Raw genomic sequence first — 17,653 nt, forward strand, 5'->3', positions numbered from 1 at the left:
CAGTTGTTAAAGAGCGTTTCGATCTGACCGAAGGTCTCAACCGAGGCCGCGCATTCTACAGCGGCCGTTTTGCTTGTCAAGCGTTGTTTTGAACAACTTTTCGTTTCAACTCAACTGCTTACCACCGCGAACCGAATCAACTCAGTTCGCTAGCGGGAGGCGAATCATACAGCGTCAAACGACACTGTCAACCCCGCCTCGACCAGCAGCCCGCTTCCTCTAGCGAGCATTCCAACCCAGACCCGAACATCCAACTCATTGATTTACAAGGAGTTTTCAGCAGCTCTGCGCTGGAAGTGGGGCGCATTATAGGCCGCCCCATTCAAACGTCAAGCCTTCGTGCAAATATAATCAACATATCTGCAATGCTGACAAATCGAGCACGCCATCACGCAGCGGCGGACACCAGTAATACTCACCCGAAACCGGCCGACTGAATCGGTAAAGCGCATCGACAATCCCGTCATCGACCCCAGCCATCCGACGCATCTGAACCTCGAATGCAGCGAAGCTCCGCCCGAAACACAGGAACATCAGCCCCGCCCGCTCCCCCTCTACCCACGGCATGGAACGCCGCACCATAAAGGCCTCCGGCTCGAAGCTTTCCTGGGCCGTGCGTTTCACATGCGCTGACGCCGGAGCCTCATCCAGCTCCTCGTTGTCGCTCTTGCGACGCCCGAAGATATCATCCTGATCCGTCGCAGGGAGGCTCTCGAAATAATTCAGGTCATGCACCCAGCGCTGGATGACGGCAAAACTGCCACCCACGTCGCCAGCCCCACCCTCGGTAACAAGCGCCGCTTCGATGGCAGCATCGCCAACCGGGTTCTCAGTGCCATCCTCGTACCCGGTCAGGTCACGGCCCTCCTTGTGACGGAACACCTCAACCATATGATCGAGAGTCAACGCTGGAAATAGCGCAGCCTCCAACCGGCGAGACAAGTGCAGCAACTCTCCGCGATCCGCCCCTCTCAACCAACACCACAACGCATGCTGAGTAGAGGGAACATCAACCAGGGCACCCCCGAAGCAAGGGAACGCCCGGAGCCCCGACACAGAACAGCCAAGCACCTGCACCAGCGGTTGCCCCAACCCTACGACCAAACTCCGACCATCAATCAGCGGAACGAGACGATCCAGCGCCGCACGCAACTCGCCAGGCGAACCCAACGAAAAGAACAGATGACGCGCCTGCAAGGGAACCGGGGCTTCCAGAATGGCCGGCTGGCAGTGATTCATGACTTCTCCTCTACTCACATGGATAGCTTGGAACGAACAAGGCGGCGCGATCCCGACTGACGCACCAATAAAAACGGCACCCTGATGGGTGCCGTTTTCATCACGCCCACTTTAGGCGTGCAATTGATCCGCCGCGTGGAGCGTATTCTCCAGCAGGCAGGCGCGCGTCATCGGCCCCACTCCTCCCGGGACCGGGGTAATCCAACCGGCGCGTTCACTGGCACCCTTAAACTCGATATCACCGAGCAGCCGCCCATCTGGCTGGCGATTGATCCCCACATCGATAACGATCGCACCAGGCTTGATCCAATCACCCTTCACCAATCCGGTGATTCCCGTAGCCACCACCAGCAGGTCGGCGCGCTTGACGTGCTCTTCCAGATTCCTGGTGAAACGGTGGGTGACCGTGACCGTGCATCCCGCCAACAGCAACTCAAGCGCCATGGGCCGCCCCACGATATTTGATGCGCCCACCACCACGGCGTCCAACCCATGGAGATCGACTCCGGTTTCTGCCAGCAGCGCCATGATGCCCTTGGGCGTACACGGGCGCAGCAACGGAATCCGCTGCGCCAGGCGACCTACGTTATAAGGATGGAAGCCATCCACGTCCTTATCGGGACGGATACGCTCCAGCAACCCGGAGGCATCCAGATGCTTCGGCAGGGGCAACTGCACCAGGATGCCGTCAATCGCGGGATCGGCATTGAGCTCATCGATCAGCGCCAGCAATTCATCCTGACGAGTCGTCTCTGGCAAATCATAAGCACGGGACTCGAAACCCACCTCGATGCAGTCCTTGCGTTTGTGAGCCACGTAAACCTGCGACGCAGGATCGGAACCCACCAGGATCACAGCCAGACCAGGTACGCGCAGCCCCTGCTGGCGACGTTCGGCAACACGTTGAGCGATCTGCTGGCGGAGACGGGCGGCAATCGCCTTACCGTCGATCAATTGAGCGGTCATTACGCTTGGTCAACCATCACGAAGGTGAAATAGAAGGCGCGCATTCTCGCACGCCAGCCCCCGCTGGCAAAAGCCACGAAGGACGGACAGACGTAACCCATTTATCTCACAGGATTTTTTTAAAAAAACCTGTTGACGAGGCATAGGCGCATGACTAACATACGCCCCGCTTGTCGAGCACAGCTAGTCGCTGGGCCTGAAGGCAACAAGCCTCACCAAGGGTTGGTTGTCATCAAAGCCAAGATTTGCGCTCTAACCGAGATAGCAGAAATAGGCGCCCGTAGCTCAGCTGGATAGAGCATCCGCCTTCTAAGCGGATGGTCGCAGGTTCGAGTCCTGCCGGGTGCGCCATAAAGGCAGCTTTGGCACAAGCAAACGCAACAACGCAATATGGTGGGCGTAGCTCAGTTGGTAGAGCACAGGATTGTGGCTCCTGGTGTCGTGGGTTCGATTCCCATCGTCCACCCCATATTCGAGAAAACGCCAGACTCAAGGTCTGGCGTTTTCGTTTCAACCACGCGGACGTGGTGAAATTGGTAGACACACCAGATTTAGGTTCTGGCGCCGCAAGGTGTGAGAGTTCGAGTCTCTCCGTCCGCACCATCTTCTAGGGCTCCCGCCCCGCAAAGCCTCATGAATCAAGGCTTCCAGCGGATGCGCCCCTCGCAAGAACGCCTGTTTTTGCGGCTGTTTTATTCCCAGAGTGTTCCCAGCGAAAGCGCGCAGGTCGGGTGTTGAGAGCACCCGGGGCTGGATTTGCGCTGTTTTATGTTGACCCCTCGATTTGGGGTAATTTTGGTTAGGTCCTATATCTAAAGCAGCGAAGCCCTTGCGGCACTAGGGCTGCGAGCGATCTGGCAAAGGTTAGGAAACGGTTAGGTGATGGTTATCTGATTACCTTTTTTCTGGTTTCCTTCTCCAAAACTGAAAGCCTTTAAAATCAAGGGCTTGGGAAAACCTAACCTTTACCCTTACCTCAAATCACCCTCCAAGGTAATACCGCTAACCCAGCATTCATGCGGGTTACAGCCCCGGTCAGTTATGCAGCTAACCGAAATTACCTCTAGCGAACACCCCCTCCGAGATTCCCCCATCCTCCCCTGCCCTGCTGCAATCCAGCGCGACTCCGAAAACCACCCTTCGGTGCAGGGATTCGCAGGGAAACCAGCACCGCAAAACCTCCTCGGTCCGCCAGTGCTGGCGGCGCCCGCTGCAATCTGCAGGGGTGCAGAAAAAGCCACAGGTTTAGCCCGCAGGCGTGGCGGGGGGACGATTGCGCGCGCCGGGTCCAGGGTGAGCCAGGCCCATCCCGCCCGCCAGATCCTCCAGCTCATCTGAGCACCACGCTGTAGCGCACTCTCCTGGCCTCGCCTGATCACCTGGACCCCGCATGAATCCTGGGTTTCAGCCAGCCTGATGATGGCTTTGCAAATGCTGGCGTGGTAATATCAGCTACCGCCTTTTACGCCGTAGAACCGCAAAATTTCATGTCGCGCAGACACAAAAAAGCCGCCTCGTTGGGCGGCTTTTTCGTTTCCGGGCGGCTCAGTTCTTGGTCGGCAGCTCGAACGGCCTGAACCGGATCACCTCCTCCCCCAGCCAGTCGTTCACCTGCTGCAGGCGCGCCTGGATGGGTTCGAGTTCGTTGATGGCCCATACCTCGGCCGCCTCGCGCAGGCTGCCGAAGCCGCCAGCGTTCTGCGGGACGATGCCCATCAGTTGCGGCGGGATGCGCAGCGCGGCCAGCAGGTCGTCGCGGCTGATGTTCTTGATGCTGCCGAACTCGTCCTTGGCCGCCACTTCACTGACCGGCAGCAACTGGATGCCATCCTTCTTGCCTCCCGGGGCGTACATGAACAGGTTGCGGAAGTTGCCTGGCCCCTTGGCGTTCTTCAGCGCGGTGCGTAGCGCGGCAACGTCGCCCTCGTTCTGCGCGGCGTCGGTCATGTAGAGGATGAACCCCGCATGTGACCCGTTCTGGTAGTACTTACGCCGGAACAGGGTCGCCGACTCGTTGAGCAGCGCGCTCTGCAGGGCGGCCAGCCACTCCGGCATGCCGTAGATCTCCTGGTTGATGTCGGCCTCGCGCAGGTGCAGCACGGTACCGCGCTCGAACTCGTGTTCATCCTTCCAGCCGCGCACCTGGAAGCACTCGCCCGGCTCTGCGCCCACCCGCATGTACTTGGCCAGCGGCGGCAACAGGCCCAGCGCCTGGCCGAGCATGTTGCGGCGCTTCTCCAGGTAGGCGTTGCCGCACCACAGCCAGTCCAGGGCGAATTGCCCGAACGCGGCACGGCTGAGCAGCTTGTGGGGGATGAAGGTGCGCTCAAGCATGTTGCGCTTGAAGCCGATGCCGCTCTGCAGGTAGACGCTGGCCCGGGTGGACTTCGCCAGGCCGTCAAGCGACAGCGGCGGTTCGTACCAGCGGCCGTTCTGCCAGCACTCCAGGTAGTCCAGAATCTCGCGGCCATCGAGCACCGGAACCGGGTCGCCGAAGGTGAAGGCTTCAACCCGCCCGCCTTCGCCGGCAGGGATCACCTGACCTTCCAAGGGTTTGCCGGCAAATTTCTGGGGGTAGCGGCGGCGTTTGCTCATCAATAAATCTCCATGAAGCTGCTGTTCTGGGCGGTGCGGCCCTCCAGCGGCTCGTTGTGCAGGGCGTGCATGAGCGCCCAGGCGAGGTCGGCGTGGCCGGTCTCGTCGGTGCGCCCGGCGGTGTAGGTGAACTGGCGGCCGCTGGCCGTCATGGTCTTGCGGATGGCCATCAGGCTGGAGGCCATGTCGGTCCAGCCAGCGTCGAACTCCAGGCGGCCACTCTTGATCACGTCCCAGGTCTTCATCACCAGGCGCGTCTTCACTTCGGGCGAGTAGCTGAAGGTGGTCAGGCCGGGGAAGAACTGGCGTACCAGCTGAGCGACGCCGGTGCCCATGCCGGTGGTGTCGATGCCGATGTAGGTCACCCAGAAGCGCTGGGTCACCTGGCGGATGAACTCGGCCTGGGCGGCGAAATCCATGCCCCGGAACTGGTGGCGTTCCAGCACGCGGAACTTGCCGCCGGGCACCATCGGCGGCGCGACCACCACCAGGCCGGCGCTGTCGCCGGTCTCGGCCGGGTCATAGCCGATCCACACCGCGCGATCACCGAAGGGTCGCTGCGCGAAGGGCTTGTAATCCTCGGCCCAGGCCTCCCAGCTATCGATCATGCAGGGCTGCAGCATGGCCAGCGGGAAGATGCTCGCGCCGTCGTCGACGAACTCGCACATCAGCAGGTTGGCGAACTGCTCGGCGTTGTACTCGAAGCGCAGCTCGTCCAGGTCGAACAGGTCGCAGCCACGCGACTCGGCGTCGAGGATGGTCACGATCTGTCGCCAGATCTTGTCCTCGCACAGCCGCCCCTGGCTCAGGGCGTCGTGGCTGACATCCAGCTTGATGTGCTGGGCGCTCGGTTTGCCTCGGTTCAGGCGCTCCCCGGTCCACCACTTGTAGGCCTCATGCCCCTTGCTGGAGGGCGTCGAGAAGTAGGTCTTGCGCCACTTCTTGTGCAGAGCCATGCCCGAGGCGACCTTGTTGAGCTCCTCGAACTTGTGGGTCCAGAAGAACTCGTCGAAGTAGAAGTTGCCGCTGCGCCCCTGGGCGGTGCGGTAGTTGGTGCCCAGGAAGTGCAGCTCGGCGCCGTTGGCCAGGATGATCGGGTCGCCGGTCAGCTGGCGGTCCAGGACCTCGCGCGCCATGTCCTGCATGTAGTTCTTGAACTGGTGCGCCTGCGCCTTGCTGGCCGAGAGGAAGATCTGGTTACGCCCGGTGATCGCCGCGTCGAGCAGCGCCTCGCGGGCGAAGTAGTACGTGGCGCCGATCTGGCGCGACTTCAGGATCATGCGCGTGCGCTGATTGCCCGCCCGGTACCAGTCCTTCTGGTAGTCGAAGCAGGTGTCGAGAAACGCCTCCTGCAGCTTCTCGATATCCTCCTCGGTGAATTCGTTACGCTTGGGCTGTTTCTTCGGCCCCTCGTTACGCGCGGCGATGTTCGGGTTCAGGTCGGTTTCGGTGCCGCCGCCCTGGTAGCGCTGGATGCGCGCCTGGCGCTCCAGCTGGCGGTGCAGCAGGTCGATCTCCTTGAAGTCCGCGCCGGTCTTCGGGTCCTTGAGCAGCAGTTGCACCAGCCGGGCTTCCAGGGCGCCGCCGATTCGTTCTACGGTATCGGCCCGGTCCCATTCGTCCCGCCCCTTCCAGGAATGGACGGTCTTCTCCGGCTCGCCCAGGAAGTCGGCGATGTCGGTAATGCGCCAACCCGTCCAGTACAGGAACTTGGCCTGCCGGCGGTTATCGCGGATGGGGATTGATACGGTCTCAGTCATGGCGGCGATGCTGCCGCCCGCGCGCGAGCCGCCCTAGCTCGCGGCGTTGTAACGCCCCACCCTACAACTCCCCGTCGTTGCCGCTCATCGCGCGCCTGCCGACCATGCCCTCAACCCACTGCACACCCGCAGCCCGGATTGAGGACATCCCACGATGAAGAAGAAATTCCGCTCCAAGTGGTTCCGCGTCGCCGTCGAGGGCGCGACCACGGACGGCCGCCAGATCGAGCGCCAGTGGCTGGTCGATGCCGCCGAAACCTACAACCCGAAGACCTACGGCGCCCGCGTCTGGCTGGAGCATTTCCGCAGCCTGGTAGCCGACAGCCCGTTCAAAGCCTACGGCGACGTGCTGGCCCTGAAGACTGAGGAAGTCGAGATCGCCGGCACCAAGAAGCTCGCCCTGTTCGCGCAGATCGAGCCGACTGACGAACTGGTCGCCATGGTGAACAAGGCCAAGCAGAAGATCTTCACCAGCATCGAGATCAGTCCGAAGTTCGCCGACAGCGGCCGCGCCTACCTGTCCGGTCTGGCCGTCACGGACACCCCGGCCAGCCTGGGCACCGAAATGCTCGCCTTCAGCGCCCAGCACCCGGACGCCTCGCCACTGAAGGCCCGCAAGCAGCACGCGGACAACCTGTTCACCCTGGCCGAAGAGGCCACCCTCGAATTCGACGAAATCGAAGACAAGCCCAGCATCGGCGCCGCCCTGTTCACCAAGGTGCAGGAGCTGCTCAAGGGCAAACAGACCAAGGACGACAGCGAGTTCGCCCAGGTCGGCCAGGCCGTCGAGGCCATCGCCGAGCACGTCAAGGACCTGCCCGACCAGTTCGCCCAGGCCGAGCAGCGCGTCACCGAGCTGACCAGCCAGGTGCAAGGCCTGCAGACCGAACTGACCGACCTCAAGAAGCAGCTCGGCAACACCCAAGACCACAGCCAACAACAGCGCCCGCCGGTGGCCGGCGGCGACGGCCAGATCAAGACCCAGTTCTGATCAGCGCGCCACAGGAGAGAAATTCCCATGCGTAACGAAACCCGCCTTGTCTTCACCGCCCTGGCCGCGCAGATCGCCCTGCTCAACGGCGTGGCCAGCGCGACCGAGAAGTTCACCGTTGCCCCGTCGGTGCAGCAGACCCTGGAAGCCGCCATGCAGGAGTCCACCGACTTCCTGGGGCGCATCAACCTGATCGGCGTTATCGAAAAGGACGGCGAGGCTCTGCTGCTGGGTGTAAACGGCCCGGTTGCCGGCCGCACCAACACCGCAGCGGGCAACCGTCGCACCCCGACCGACCGCAGCGCACTGACCAAGGACGACTACGCCTGCAAGCAGACCAACTTCGACACCTCGTTCCCGTACTCGCTGCTGGACGCCTGGGCCAAGTTCCCCGACTTCCAGGTGCGTCTGACCAACGCCATCATTCAGCGTCAGGCGCTGGACCGGATCATGATCGGCTTCAACGGCGTCAGCGCCGCCGCTGCCACGGACCGCGCCACCTACCCGCTGCTCCAGGACGTGAACATCGGCTGGCTGCAGAAGATCCGCACCAAGGCGGTCGACCGCGTGCTGGCCGAGGGCGTCGAGGGCTCCGGCAAGGTCACTGTCGGCCCGGCCAGGATCATCAAGGTCGCCGGCGTGGACACCGAATTCGCCGGCGACTACGCAACCCTGGACGGCCTGGTGTTCGACGCCATCCAGATGCTCGACCCGTGGCACCGTGCCCGCCCGGACCTGGTGGTGATGGTCAGCCGCGACCTGATGCACGAGAAGCTGCTCAAGGCCGTGGAAAAGGGCGCCGCGTCCAACCAGGAAGAAAACGCCGCGCAGGAAGTGGTCAGCCGCGCCCGTCTGGGTGGTCTGCCGGTGGTCGATGCCCCGTTCTTCCCCGAAGGCACCGTGCTGGTCACCTTCCTCAAGAACCTGTCCATCTACTGGCAGGAAGGCGCCCGCCGCCGCCACCTGAAGGACGAGCCGGAGTACGACCGCGTTGCCGACTACCAGTCCAGCAACGACTCCTATGTCGTCGAGGACTTCGGCGCCGTGGCCCTGGTGGAGAACATCGAGGCCATGACCTACCCGGCCCCAACGGAGGCGTAAGCCATGGCCCTGACCCTCGCCCAACGCAACCAGCTGCGCAAACGCGCAGCCCAGGAGGCCGCCGCCGCTGCGCCGGCCGCCTCCATGGCCGGCGCCACCTCCTACGAACTGCAGCTCGCCGAGCTGCACCAGCACCGCCACCGCCTGAAACAGATCCAGTCCACCGAGGGCAAGATCGAGCTCAAGCGGCAACTGGTCCCGCAGTACGCCCCGTATATCGACGGCGTGCTGTCGGCCGGGGTCGGCGCCCAGGATGAGGTGCTGTCCACGCTGATGATCTGGCGCTTCGACATCGCCGACTGGGCCGGCGCGCTGGCCATCGCCCGCTACGTGCTGCAGCACGGCCTGGCCATGCCCGACCGCTTCGCCCGGACCCCGGGCACGCTGATCGCCGAGGAAATCGCCGAGGCCGCGCTCAAGGCCCTCAAGCTCGACCAGCCCTTCGAGCTGGCGGTGCTGGAACAGGCCGAGGAGCTGACCCGCGAGCAGGACATGCCCGACGAGGTGCGCGCCAAGCTGCACCTGGCCATCGGTCGCTGCCATCTGACTGCTGCCGACGTTCATGCCAAAGCCGTTGAGGCTGGCCAGAACGTGGAAGCGGAGCGGTTTCATGTGGAAGGCCACGTCCAGACGGCGCACTCCCACGTGCTGCGCGCCATCGAGCTGCACGAAAACTGCGGCGGCAAGAAAGACCTGGAGCGCGCCACGCGCCTCCTCAAGAAACACGCCCCGGCCCCGGCCGAGGCATAACCGAGCGTCCCCGCGACCCCGGCGGCTCGGGGCGGATCAGCAGGTTGAATCCTTCGCTGTGAAGCCCCGACCACCGCCGACCAGATTCCGAGGCATTGATGAGCGGATTTATCGCCACCGGCACCACCGAAGCCTTCACCCTGACCAACGATGGCTTCTGGCCGGACATCGATGCCGACCACCTGCGCGCCTCGCTGCGCCTGGACGGTACCGTCAGCAACGCTCGCCTGGAGCTGGCTGCGGTCAACGCCATGCTCAGCGTCAACCGCGAGCTGGCCCATCTGCAGGCCGAATACCAGGCCGAGGGTTACGCCACGCTGGCCGCCGTGCCGGCCGCCGAACTGCAGGGCCTGAGCGGGCTGATTCACCTCTACCGTCGCGCCATTTACTGCACCGCCGGCGCCGAGCTGGCCGAGCGCTATCGGACGTTCGACGCCACCGCCGCCGGCAACCAGCGCGCAGACGACCTGACCCCGAGCATCGACGAGTACCGCCGCGACGCCCGCTACGCGATCCGCGACCTGCTGGGCGTCACCCACAGCACGGTGGAACTCATCTGATGGACACCGTGCGAGCCACCCAGGGCGACACCCTCGACGCGATCTGCTGGCGGTACTACGGCCGCACGGCCGGCGTGGTCGAGCAGGTGCTGGAGGCAAACCCCGGGCTGGCCAGCCTGGGGCCGGTGCTGCCGATCGGCACACTGGTGCGGATGCCCGCCGTGGCCACCCAGGCCACCCAGCGCGACGTGGTGAACCTATGGGACTGACCCACCACCCCCTCCCCGAGGGCCAACGAGATGAACAACATGCCTGACCGTCCCGAAACCTGGGCCTGGCTGAGCGCCTGGCTGCAGATCCACATGCCGGCCCTGTATGCCGGCGGGCTCGCCTTCATGATCGCCGTGTGGCGCGTCATCTACACCGGCGGGAAGCTCCGTCAGCTCGCCCTGGAGGCGCCGCTGTGCGGCCTGCTCGGCGTGGGCGTGTCCTACGGCACCGAGCTGATCGGCGCACCGCAGGGCGCCGGCGTGTTCATCGCCTGCATGGTCGGCCTGCTGGGCGTTGAAACCAGCCGCGCCGCCGCCCAGAAGCTGCTCGACCGCAAGGTGGATTCCCTATGACTCTGCGCCTCGACGACCGCAGCCTGGCCGTGCTTCAGCTGCAAAAACGCCTCAACGAGCTGGGCGCCTCGCCGCGCCTGTACCCAGACGGCCATTTCGGCCCCGCCACCGAGCGCGCCGTGCGCGCCTTCCAGCAACGTGCCGGACTGGTGGTCGATGGCGTGGCGGGACCGAAAACCCGGCTCGCTCTGGACAGCGCCGACACCAGCCGCCTGCTCAGTCAGCGCGACCTGCAACGCGCCGCCGACCGCCTGGGCGTGCCGTTGGCCAGCGTCATGGCCCTGAATGCCCTGGAGAGTCGCGGCGAGGGCTTCGCCGCCAATGGCCGGCCGGTGATCCTGTTCGAGCGGCATGTGATGCACGAACGCCTGCAGGTCAACGGCCTGAGCGAAGCCGCGGCGGACGCCCTGGCGGCCATGCACCCCGGGCTGGTGAGCCGCCGACCGGGTGGCTACATCGGCGACACCGCCGAGCATCAGCGCCTGGCCAATGCCCGCCAGTTGCACGACACCGCCGCCCTGGAATCGGCCAGTTGGGGACTGTTCCAGGTGATGGGCTACCACTGGCAGGCGCTGGGCTACGACAGCGCCCAGGACTTCACCGAGCGCCTGGCCCGCCACGAGGCCGAGCACCTGGAAGCGTTCGTGCGCTTTATCGAAGCCGACCCGGCGCTGCACAAGGCGCTCAAGGCCCGCAAGTGGGCCGAGTTCGCGCGCCGCTACAACGGCCCGGCCTACGCCCGCAACCTGTACGACGTGAAGCTGGCCCGGGCGTTCGAGCAGTTCAGCGCCCACTCAGCCAGTCAGGAGGTCGCATGAAACCAGCCGCCCCGCCGCCCGCACCACCCTCGAAACCACCCAGGGTGGTGACCTATACGAAACGTATTGATGTGAGGCAGATCCGCCTGTGCGATGGCGATGTGCTCGTCCTCCCGGCAGGCACTCCACGCGAGGAAATTCTGCGCTTTGGCGAAGCGCTGAAAGCGGCACATGCCGGCAAGCGTTGCTACCTGGTGAGCGGTGATATTTCGATGATCCCCGAAGCCGAAATGAACGCCGCCGGCTGGTACCGAAAGTGACCCGCTGGCTGCTCGCCTTGGTCGCCGCGCTGGGCCTGCTGGTCTGGCATCAGCAGACCCGCATCGATGCCGCCCAGGCCGACGAGACACTGGCCATCGAGAGGGCCGAAAAGGCCACGGAAACCGCCGAGCGACACCAGGCCAATGCCGACACCCTGGCCAGTCAGCTCAAGGCCGAGCGCGACGCCCAGACCACCCTGCAACTCCGCACCGATGAGCTGCGCACCCTGCTGGCCGCCCGCCAGCGCGACATCGAGGAGCTGAAACGTGAGAACGAAGACCTTCGCCGCTGGGCTGATCAGCCTTTGCCTCTTGCTGCTCGCCGGCTGCGCGAGCGCCCCGCCCTCACCGGCGCCGACGCTTATCGTGACTGGCTGTCCCGCCGTGACGCCGTGCGTGCTGCCGGCGACGGCGCCGGCCAGTAACGGCGCACTGCTCCAGGACGCCGATGCCCTGGAACTGGCCTGGGCCGAGTGCGCGGCCAAAGTCGATGCGGTGATCGCTGCTCAGCCCAAGGAAGCCGCCCAATGAACAAGCCCGGATCCCTGCGCGACCATCTGCAGGCCGCCGTCCCGCAGCTGCGCCACCGCAAGGACAGCCTGCTGGTGTTCATCGACTCCGGCTCACTGCGCTGCACCGCCGCGCCGGGCCTGTCCTTCGAGTACCAGTACGACCTTAACCTGGTGCTGACCGATTTCGCCGGCCACCCGGACGCGGTGATGATTCCGCTGCTCGCCTGGGTGGGCATTCACCAGCGCGAGCTGCTGGAGAACCTGGACAAGGCCAACGGCTCGATCAAGTTCCAGGCCGAGATCCTGTCGAACAAGTCAGTGGACCTGTCCATCACCCTGCCGCTGACCGAGCGCGCCATCGTCAAGAAGCTCACCGATGGCACCCTGCAGGTCACCCACCCGGACGAACCGCAACCCGAGCCCTACCTGACCGCCGGCCCCTGGCAGCTGGTCGCCAATGGCGAGCCGCTGGCCGACTGGGTGAGCCCCGAGGCCCCGGCATGAGCGACAACCTCAACGCCCTGGAAGACTGGGCCGGCGCGCTGCTGGCCAAGCTCCAGCCCACCGAGCGGCGCAAGCTGAACCAGACCCTCGCCCGCGAGCTGCGCCGCAGCCAGCAGCAGCGCATCACCGCCCAGCAGAACCCGGACGGCAGCGCCTACGCACCGCGCAAACCCCGCAAGGATCTGCGCCGTGGCGGCCGGATCAAGATGTTCGCCAAACTGCGCCAGGCCAAGCACCTCAAGCTGCAGAGCGACGCCGACAGCATCGCCGTGGCATTCCTGGGCAACAGCGCCCGCATCGCCCGCGCCCACCAGTACGGCCTGGTCGATTCCATCGAGCGTGGCGGCCCCCAGGTGCGCTACGCCCGCCGCGAGCTGCTGGGCTTCACCGAGGCCGAGCTGGAAATGATCCGCGACCACCTGCTGCACCACCTCGCGTTGTAAACCCCGCCGCTACAACCCCCGGCCCGTGCGCCCTGCGCGCGCGGGCGGCAGCATCGCCGGCATGAATATCGCCGACGTCATCCGCCGCATCGAAAACCTGATCCGTCCCGGCGTCATCGCCGAGGTGACGCACGCGCCGCTGCGTGTGCGGGTGGCCACCGGCGGCCTGCTCACCGGCTGGCTGATGGTGTTCGCCCAGCGCGCCGGCGAGGACCGCGAATGGGACCCGCCGAGCGTCAACGAGCAGTGCCTGGTGCTGTGCCCCTCCGGCAACCCCGAGCAGGGTTTCGCCCTGGTCGGCCTGAATGGCGACGATTTCCCGGCCCCGGACGACAGCCCGACCCGCCACCGCCGCACCTACCGCGACGGCGCCGTCATCGAGTACGACACCGCCGCCCACGCCCTGCGCGCCGAACTGCCCGAAGGCGGCACCTTCGAGCTGATCGCCACTGGCGGCTCGCGCATCGTCGGGCCGGTGCGCATCGAGGGCACCCTGCACGCCACCGAAGCGGTGAGCACCGACAGCACCCTGCACGCGACAGACGCCATCAGCACTGATGCCGGCATTACCGCCGTTGATGACATCACCACCGACGCGGATGTGCTGGCCGGTGACATCAGCCTTACCAAGCACCGCACCAGTGGCGTTCTGCCCGGCAATGGCACAGCGGGAGTTCCCGTCCCATGACCGGCATGAGCGCAACCACCGGCCGCGCCCTGAGCGAGCGCGAGCACCTGGCCCAGTCCATTGCGGACATCCTGACCACTCCGCTGAACACCCGCATCATGCGCCGCGACTACGGCAGCCTGCTGCCCGACCTGATCGACTGGCCCCTCAACGGCCAGACCACGCTGCAGGCCTATGCCGCCATCGTCATGGCCCTGATGCGCTGGGAGCCGCGCATCAGCCTGAGCGCCGTGGCGCTAAGCCTGGGCGAGCGCCCCGGCCAGGCTTTCCTCGACCTGGACGGCCAGCGCGTCGACACCAATGAGCGATTGAACCTGCGGGTGCCGCTGCAGATGGGGGCGATGGCATGACCACCGTCATCGACCTGTCGGGCATCCCCGCCCCGAACGTCATCGAGCCGCTGGACTACGAGCAGCTGCTGGACGAGCGCAAGGCGCACCTCATCAGCCTGTACCCCGAAGACCAGCGCGCCAAGATCGCCGCCGACCTGGAGCTGGAGTCCGAACCGCTGACCAAGCTGCTTCAGGAGAACGCCTACCGCGAGTTGATCCTGCGGCAGCGCATCAACGAGGGCGCCCAGGCCTGCATGCTGCCCTATGCCAAAGACGGGGATCTGGACAATCTGGTCGCATTCGAGAAAGTGACGCGCCTGCTGATAACGCCCGCCAACCCGAACGCCGTGCCGCCCACCGCAGCGGTATACGAGTCCGACGCCGACCTGCTGCGCCGCTACCAGCTCGCCCTCGAAGCCAAGAGCAAGGGCGGGACCCGCGACTACTACCGCTATCACGCCCTGACCGCCAGTGGTCAGGTGCTGGATGCCGACGCCCTGAGCCCGTTGCCTGGGCGTGTGGTGGTTCACGTGCTGTCGCGGGCCGATGGCGGCCTGCCCAGCCAGGCCCTGCTCGACCAGGTGCAGGCGGCCGTCACCGCCGAGGACGTGCGCATCCTCACCGACTATGTGACCGTGCAACCCGCCGTCCTGGTCGACTACAGCATCACCGCCACGCTGTATTTTGAGCCCGGCCCCTATACCGAGGTCGCCCTGACTGCCGCACGCACGGCGGTCGCCGACTACGCCCAGGAGCGTCACCGCCTCGGGCTGGATGTCTCCCTCTCCGGCCTCTACCGGGCGCTGCATCAACCCGGCGTGCGCCGCGTGGAGCTGACATCCCCGGCGGCGGACCTGATCGTCCAGCCCGCTGAGGCGTCCCGCTGCATCTCAATCGAGCTGATCGATGGGGGTGTGCATGGATAGCCTGCTGCCGCCCAAAAGCTCGCCCCTGGAACGCAAGCTGGCCAAAGTGGGAGCGCGCATTTCCGACCTGCCGGTGCCCATCAAGACCTTGTGGAACCCCTGGACCTGCCCGGCTCACCTGCTGCCGTGGCTGGCCTGGAGCCTGGGCGTGGAAACCTGGCCGACCTACTGGACCGAGCAGCAGCGCCGCCAGGCCATCGCCGATTCCCTGCAGGTGAAGCGCCTCAAGGGCACCGTGGCCGCCGTTCGCCAGGTGATCGCCGCCATGGGCGCCGGCCTGGCTCTGCGCGAGTGGTGGCAGAAGGCACCACAGGGCGAGCCGCACACCTTCGAGGTGCTGCTGACCATCGCCGACGGCGCCAACCGGCACGCGGACTACCAGCTGGATCTCCATCGCGAAATCGAGCGGGTCAAGCCCGCGCGCTCCCATTTCACCGTGGAGCTGGGCATCGAAGCGCAAGGCCGACTGGGCCTGATCGGCGGCGCTCGCCCGGTCATCTACCGCCGCCTGACGCTGACCGAGGCCACCTGATGACGTTGAAACTCACCATTACCGATGCCGGCCGCGCCGAGCTGATCCACAACAGCCACCTGGGCTTCAATGCTGTCACCATCGTTGCGGTGGCCATCGGCGACGCCCAGTACGAACTCGGCCGCACCCAGACCGCCCTGGTCCATGAAGTCACCCGCTTGAGCTCCATCGCCGGTACAGCCGTGGGTGACGGCATCCTGCACGTTACCGTGCGCGATGAATCCACCAATGCCTACAACGTCGGCGAGTTCGGCCTGATCACCGACAAGGGCACGCTGTTCGCCGTATGCTCCCAGCCGGCAGCGGATGGCTGGATCATCCAGAAGGCAGCCCCCAGCATCATGCTGCTGGCCAGCGATGTGCTGCTGGAGGACATCGACGCCGAGCAGATCCAGTTCGGTGACATCGAGTTCATCAACCCGCCGGCAACGACCGAGATGGCTGGTGTGGTGGAGCTTGCCAATGCCGAGGAGATGGCAGACGGCACCGATAGCCGGCGAGCTGCCACGCCTGCCGGAGTAGCCCAGGAAACGGCGAAGCGACAGCCGCTGGACGCCACACTTACAGCCCTCGCTCAGTTGGTGATTGAGGCCAACCAACTAATTTATGCCACCGGTCCGGACAAGTTCGCCACTGCACCGTTGACCGCATTCATCCGAACGCTGCTCGACGATGCCGATGATGCTGCGGCACGAGCCACACTGAAGGCAGCCCCGCTGGCCTCGCCCGCGCTGACCGGCACGCCCACGGCGCCCACCGCTGCCGCTGGAACCAACACCACACAGATCGCCACCACGGCGTTCGTGCGGGCGGCTGTCGCGGCCCTGGTCAACTCCTCGCCGGCGGCGTTGGACACGCTGCAAGAACTGGCTGCGGCCTTGGGCAACGACCCGAACTTTGCGACCACGATGACCAACGCCCTGGCGAACAAGGTCGACAAGGTAGCGGGGAAGGGGCTGTCGACGAACGACTTCACCGCAGCGCTGCTGACCAAGCTCAACGGCATCGCGGCGGGTGCTACCGCCAACGCAACGGATGCCCAGTTGCGCGCGCGTTCGTCGCATACGGGTGAGCAGGCGATCAGCACCATCACCGGCCTGGCCGCCGCGCTGGCGGCCAAGGCGCCACTTGCCTCGCCCGCGCTGACCGGCACGCCCACGGCGCCCACCGCTGCCGCTGGAACCAACACCACCCAGATCGCCACCACAGCGTTCGTGCGGGCGGCTGTCGCGGCGCTGGTCAACTCCTCGCCGGCCGCGCTGGATACCCTGCAAGAGCTGGCTGCGGCGTTGGGCAACGACCCGAACTTTGCGACCACGATGACCAACGCCCTGGCGGGCAAGTTGGGAAAAACAGAGACGGCAGCCAAGGCATCTTCCCTGGCCACCCCCATCACTATCAATGGGACTGCGGTAAACAGTGGGTCGAATGTAACTATCTCCGCAGCAGCTACCGCCGCGTCGGTGCTGGCCGCGAATGCAGGGGCTGCCGTAGGGGAAGTGGGGACGTATGCGCTCCTGATGCACCTCTCGACTACAGCAGCCATCCAGCCAGGCGCTACGCTCGCCGGCAGCGCGCTACGTTACGCCAGTACGCTGACGGGCTCGAATGGACAGCCTGGCTACTACAATTTGGCCCCACCAGGCACATGGCGTTGTATGGGGCAAAGTGGGTACTGGGAGGGCAGCAAGATCGGTGGCGCCTATGTTGACCGCGCTACACTATGGTTGAGGATTGCATGATGTTGCGTAACCCTATGTTCACGCGTGCAGGGTTGGTTGATTGCGAGCTGGACCACCCCCTCCACGGCTGGATTCCATTCACAGCCTCCCCCAACGATCCGGACGAGGGTGGCCGCATCATTTACCAACTGCTGCTAGACGGCCAATTCGGGGAGATCGCACCCTACGTTGAACCCGAGCCCGTGCCCTTGACGGTAGAGCAAGTCCAATCGCTACGCCGTGCCGCCTATGTCGCAGAGTCAGATCCGTTGCGAGCTGAGGCCGACTACGACGCCCTGATCAACGGCACCGCCCCCGACTACACCGCCTGGATCGCGGCGGTCGAGGCGATCAAGGCCCGTTATCCGCTTCCCGCGTTGTAACCGCCCCCG

The 17,653-nt window shown here is 65.0% G+C and carries 21 protein-coding genes, 3 tRNA genes and 1 pseudogene; 21 read left to right on the top strand and 4 right to left on the bottom strand.

Annotation, left to right across the window (positions count from 1 at the left end; all coding sequences use genetic code 11):
- Positions 1-351: 351 nt before the first annotated feature.
- Together VL129_RS00780 and folD are read right to left on the bottom strand one after the other, a co-directional pair.
- The gene (locus VL129_RS00780) at positions 352-1,239 is read right to left on the bottom strand and encodes a Dyp-type peroxidase (RefSeq protein WP_325409076.1); all 888 of its coding nucleotides are present in this window, start codon (positions 1,237-1,239) and stop codon (positions 352-354) included.
- A 111-nt stretch (positions 1,240-1,350) separates the two neighbouring features.
- Positions 1,351-2,205, bottom strand: a complete 855-nt coding sequence (folD, locus tag VL129_RS00785; RefSeq protein ID WP_325409078.1) for a bifunctional methylenetetrahydrofolate dehydrogenase/methenyltetrahydrofolate cyclohydrolase FolD — start codon at positions 2,203-2,205, stop codon at positions 1,351-1,353.
- A gap of 274 nt (positions 2,206-2,479) precedes the next feature.
- On the opposite strand from folD, the gene VL129_RS00790 reads away from it, so the two are divergent.
- From VL129_RS00790 to VL129_RS00800, 3 genes are all read left to right on the top strand, one after another.
- Positions 2,480-2,556, top strand: a tRNA-Arg gene (locus VL129_RS00790).
- Positions 2,557-2,598: 42 nt separating this feature from the next.
- Positions 2,599-2,674 (top strand) — tRNA-His (locus tag VL129_RS00795).
- Positions 2,675-2,723: 49 nt separating this feature from the next.
- Positions 2,724-2,808: transfer RNA gene (locus tag VL129_RS00800), tRNA-Leu, on the top strand.
- Positions 2,809-3,750: 942 nt separating this feature from the next.
- On the opposite strand, the gene VL129_RS00805 is transcribed toward VL129_RS00800, so the two are convergent.
- Positions 3,751-4,800 (bottom strand): phage portal protein, encoded by a 1,050-nt coding sequence (locus VL129_RS00805; protein WP_325409080.1) that lies wholly within the window; start codon positions 4,798-4,800, stop codon positions 3,751-3,753.
- Positions 4,800-6,560, bottom strand: coding sequence for a terminase ATPase subunit family protein (locus VL129_RS00810; protein WP_325409082.1), 1,761 nt, complete (start codon positions 6,558-6,560; stop codon positions 4,800-4,802). Before VL129_RS00810 ends, VL129_RS00805 begins: the two co-directional genes overlap by 1 nt.
- 154 nt (positions 6,561-6,714) lie before the next feature.
- Here VL129_RS00810 and VL129_RS00815 point away from each other — a divergent pair, with 154 nt between their 5' ends.
- From VL129_RS00815 to VL129_RS17070, 18 genes and pseudogenes are all read left to right on the top strand, one after another.
- Positions 6,715-7,551 carry a GPO family capsid scaffolding protein gene (locus tag VL129_RS00815; RefSeq protein ID WP_325409084.1) on the top strand — a complete coding sequence of 279 codons (837 nt, stop codon included), beginning with the start codon at positions 6,715-6,717 and terminating at the stop codon, positions 7,549-7,551.
- A gap of 27 nt (positions 7,552-7,578) precedes the next feature.
- Complete coding sequence (locus tag VL129_RS00820; protein WP_325409086.1) at positions 7,579-8,652, top strand: phage major capsid protein, P2 family; 1,074 nt, start codon at positions 7,579-7,581, stop codon at positions 8,650-8,652.
- Between the two features lie 3 nt (positions 8,653-8,655).
- On the top strand, positions 8,656-9,402 hold the full coding sequence (gpM, locus tag VL129_RS00825; protein WP_325409088.1) for a phage terminase small subunit: 747 nt from the start codon (positions 8,656-8,658) through the stop codon (positions 9,400-9,402).
- A 98-nt stretch (positions 9,403-9,500) separates the two neighbouring features.
- Positions 9,501-9,962, top strand: coding sequence for a head completion/stabilization protein (locus VL129_RS00830; RefSeq protein ID WP_325409090.1), 462 nt, complete (start codon positions 9,501-9,503; stop codon positions 9,960-9,962).
- A complete protein-coding gene (locus VL129_RS00835) occupies positions 9,962-10,171 on the top strand; it encodes a tail protein X (RefSeq protein WP_325409092.1) in 210 nt (69 codons plus the stop codon). Before VL129_RS00830 ends, VL129_RS00835 begins: the two co-directional genes overlap by 1 nt.
- A gap of 39 nt (positions 10,172-10,210) precedes the next feature.
- Complete coding sequence (locus VL129_RS00840; RefSeq protein ID WP_325409094.1) at positions 10,211-10,525, top strand: phage holin, lambda family; 315 nt, start codon at positions 10,211-10,213, stop codon at positions 10,523-10,525.
- The gene (locus tag VL129_RS00845) at positions 10,522-11,343 is read left to right on the top strand and encodes an N-acetylmuramidase domain-containing protein (protein WP_325409096.1); all 822 of its coding nucleotides are present in this window, start codon (positions 10,522-10,524) and stop codon (positions 11,341-11,343) included. The genes VL129_RS00840 and VL129_RS00845 overlap by 4 nt, the downstream gene beginning before the upstream one ends.
- Complete coding sequence (locus VL129_RS00850) at positions 11,340-11,603, top strand: hypothetical protein (protein ID WP_325409098.1); 264 nt, start codon at positions 11,340-11,342, stop codon at positions 11,601-11,603. The genes VL129_RS00845 and VL129_RS00850 overlap by 4 nt, the downstream gene beginning before the upstream one ends.
- Positions 11,600-11,950: pseudogene (locus VL129_RS00855) on the top strand (Rz-like lysis system protein LysB); the annotation flags it as partial. The gene VL129_RS00850 and the pseudogene VL129_RS00855, both read left to right, overlap by 4 nt.
- Positions 11,871-12,134 carry an Rz1-like lysis system protein LysC gene (lysC, locus tag VL129_RS00860; RefSeq protein WP_325409100.1) on the top strand — a complete coding sequence of 88 codons (264 nt, stop codon included), beginning with the start codon at positions 11,871-11,873 and terminating at the stop codon, positions 12,132-12,134. The pseudogene VL129_RS00855 and the gene lysC, both read left to right, overlap by 80 nt.
- The gene (locus VL129_RS00865; RefSeq protein WP_325409102.1) at positions 12,131-12,619 is read left to right on the top strand and encodes a phage tail protein; all 489 of its coding nucleotides are present in this window, start codon (positions 12,131-12,133) and stop codon (positions 12,617-12,619) included. The genes lysC and VL129_RS00865 overlap by 4 nt, the downstream gene beginning before the upstream one ends.
- Entirely contained in the window at positions 12,616-13,062 is a 447-nt protein-coding gene (locus VL129_RS00870; protein ID WP_325409104.1) for a phage virion morphogenesis protein, read from the top strand. The genes VL129_RS00865 and VL129_RS00870 overlap by 4 nt, the downstream gene beginning before the upstream one ends.
- Positions 13,063-13,123: 61 nt before the next feature.
- Positions 13,124-13,750 (top strand): phage baseplate assembly protein V, encoded by a 627-nt coding sequence (locus tag VL129_RS00875; RefSeq protein WP_325409106.1) that lies wholly within the window; start codon positions 13,124-13,126, stop codon positions 13,748-13,750.
- Entirely contained in the window at positions 13,747-14,100 is a 354-nt protein-coding gene (locus VL129_RS00880; RefSeq protein ID WP_325409108.1) for a GPW/gp25 family protein, read from the top strand. Before VL129_RS00875 ends, VL129_RS00880 begins: the two co-directional genes overlap by 4 nt.
- The gene (locus VL129_RS00885; RefSeq protein WP_325409110.1) at positions 14,097-15,008 is read left to right on the top strand and encodes a baseplate assembly protein; all 912 of its coding nucleotides are present in this window, start codon (positions 14,097-14,099) and stop codon (positions 15,006-15,008) included. Before VL129_RS00880 ends, VL129_RS00885 begins: the two co-directional genes overlap by 4 nt.
- Positions 15,001-15,540, top strand: coding sequence for a phage tail protein I (locus VL129_RS00890; protein ID WP_325409112.1), 540 nt, complete (start codon positions 15,001-15,003; stop codon positions 15,538-15,540). The genes VL129_RS00885 and VL129_RS00890 overlap by 8 nt, the downstream gene beginning before the upstream one ends.
- Positions 15,540-17,282 carry a hypothetical protein gene (locus tag VL129_RS17065; protein ID WP_414705097.1) on the top strand — a complete coding sequence of 581 codons (1,743 nt, stop codon included), beginning with the start codon at positions 15,540-15,542 and terminating at the stop codon, positions 17,280-17,282. Before VL129_RS00890 ends, VL129_RS17065 begins: the two co-directional genes overlap by 1 nt.
- Before the next feature lie 155 nt (positions 17,283-17,437).
- On the top strand, positions 17,438-17,644 hold the full coding sequence (locus VL129_RS17070) for a hypothetical protein (protein WP_414705100.1): 207 nt from the start codon (positions 17,438-17,440) through the stop codon (positions 17,642-17,644).
- The last annotated feature ends 9 nt before the right edge of the window (positions 17,645-17,653 follow it).

This window comes from Pseudomonas sp. (assembly GCF_035497915.1).
Classification (GTDB): Bacteria; Pseudomonadota; Gammaproteobacteria; order Pseudomonadales; family Pseudomonadaceae; genus Serpens.

Excerpts from the sequence above, each read along its gene's own strand:
- VL129_RS00780 (WP_325409076.1), bottom strand. The coding sequence starts at position 1,239 with ATGAATCACTGCCAGCCGGCCATTCTGGAAGCCCCGGTTCCCTTGCAG.
- folD (WP_325409078.1), bottom strand. The coding sequence starts at position 2,205 with ATGACCGCTCAATTGATCGACGGTAAGGCGATTGCCGCCCGTCTCCGC.
- VL129_RS00805 (WP_325409080.1), bottom strand. The coding sequence starts at position 4,800 with ATGAGCAAACGCCGCCGCTACCCCCAGAAATTTGCCGGCAAACCCTTG.
- VL129_RS00810 (WP_325409082.1), bottom strand. The coding sequence starts at position 6,560 with ATGACTGAGACCGTATCAATCCCCATCCGCGATAACCGCCGGCAGGCC.
- VL129_RS00815 (WP_325409084.1), top strand. The coding sequence starts at position 6,715 with ATGAAGAAGAAATTCCGCTCCAAGTGGTTCCGCGTCGCCGTCGAGGGC.
- VL129_RS00820 (WP_325409086.1), top strand. The coding sequence starts at position 7,579 with ATGCGTAACGAAACCCGCCTTGTCTTCACCGCCCTGGCCGCGCAGATC.
- gpM (WP_325409088.1), top strand. The coding sequence starts at position 8,656 with ATGGCCCTGACCCTCGCCCAACGCAACCAGCTGCGCAAACGCGCAGCC.
- VL129_RS00830 (WP_325409090.1), top strand. The coding sequence starts at position 9,501 with ATGAGCGGATTTATCGCCACCGGCACCACCGAAGCCTTCACCCTGACC.
- VL129_RS00835 (WP_325409092.1), top strand. The coding sequence starts at position 9,962 with ATGGACACCGTGCGAGCCACCCAGGGCGACACCCTCGACGCGATCTGC.
- VL129_RS00840 (WP_325409094.1), top strand. The coding sequence starts at position 10,211 with ATGCCTGACCGTCCCGAAACCTGGGCCTGGCTGAGCGCCTGGCTGCAG.
- VL129_RS00845 (WP_325409096.1), top strand. The coding sequence starts at position 10,522 with ATGACTCTGCGCCTCGACGACCGCAGCCTGGCCGTGCTTCAGCTGCAA.
- VL129_RS00850 (WP_325409098.1), top strand. The coding sequence starts at position 11,340 with ATGAAACCAGCCGCCCCGCCGCCCGCACCACCCTCGAAACCACCCAGG.
- VL129_RS00865 (WP_325409102.1), top strand. The coding sequence starts at position 12,131 with ATGAACAAGCCCGGATCCCTGCGCGACCATCTGCAGGCCGCCGTCCCG.
- VL129_RS00870 (WP_325409104.1), top strand. The coding sequence starts at position 12,616 with ATGAGCGACAACCTCAACGCCCTGGAAGACTGGGCCGGCGCGCTGCTG.
- VL129_RS00875 (WP_325409106.1), top strand. The coding sequence starts at position 13,124 with ATGAATATCGCCGACGTCATCCGCCGCATCGAAAACCTGATCCGTCCC.
- VL129_RS00880 (WP_325409108.1), top strand. The coding sequence starts at position 13,747 with ATGACCGGCATGAGCGCAACCACCGGCCGCGCCCTGAGCGAGCGCGAG.
- VL129_RS00885 (WP_325409110.1), top strand. The coding sequence starts at position 14,097 with ATGACCACCGTCATCGACCTGTCGGGCATCCCCGCCCCGAACGTCATC.
- VL129_RS00890 (WP_325409112.1), top strand. The coding sequence starts at position 15,001 with ATGGATAGCCTGCTGCCGCCCAAAAGCTCGCCCCTGGAACGCAAGCTG.
- VL129_RS17065 (WP_414705097.1), top strand. The coding sequence starts at position 15,540 with ATGACGTTGAAACTCACCATTACCGATGCCGGCCGCGCCGAGCTGATC.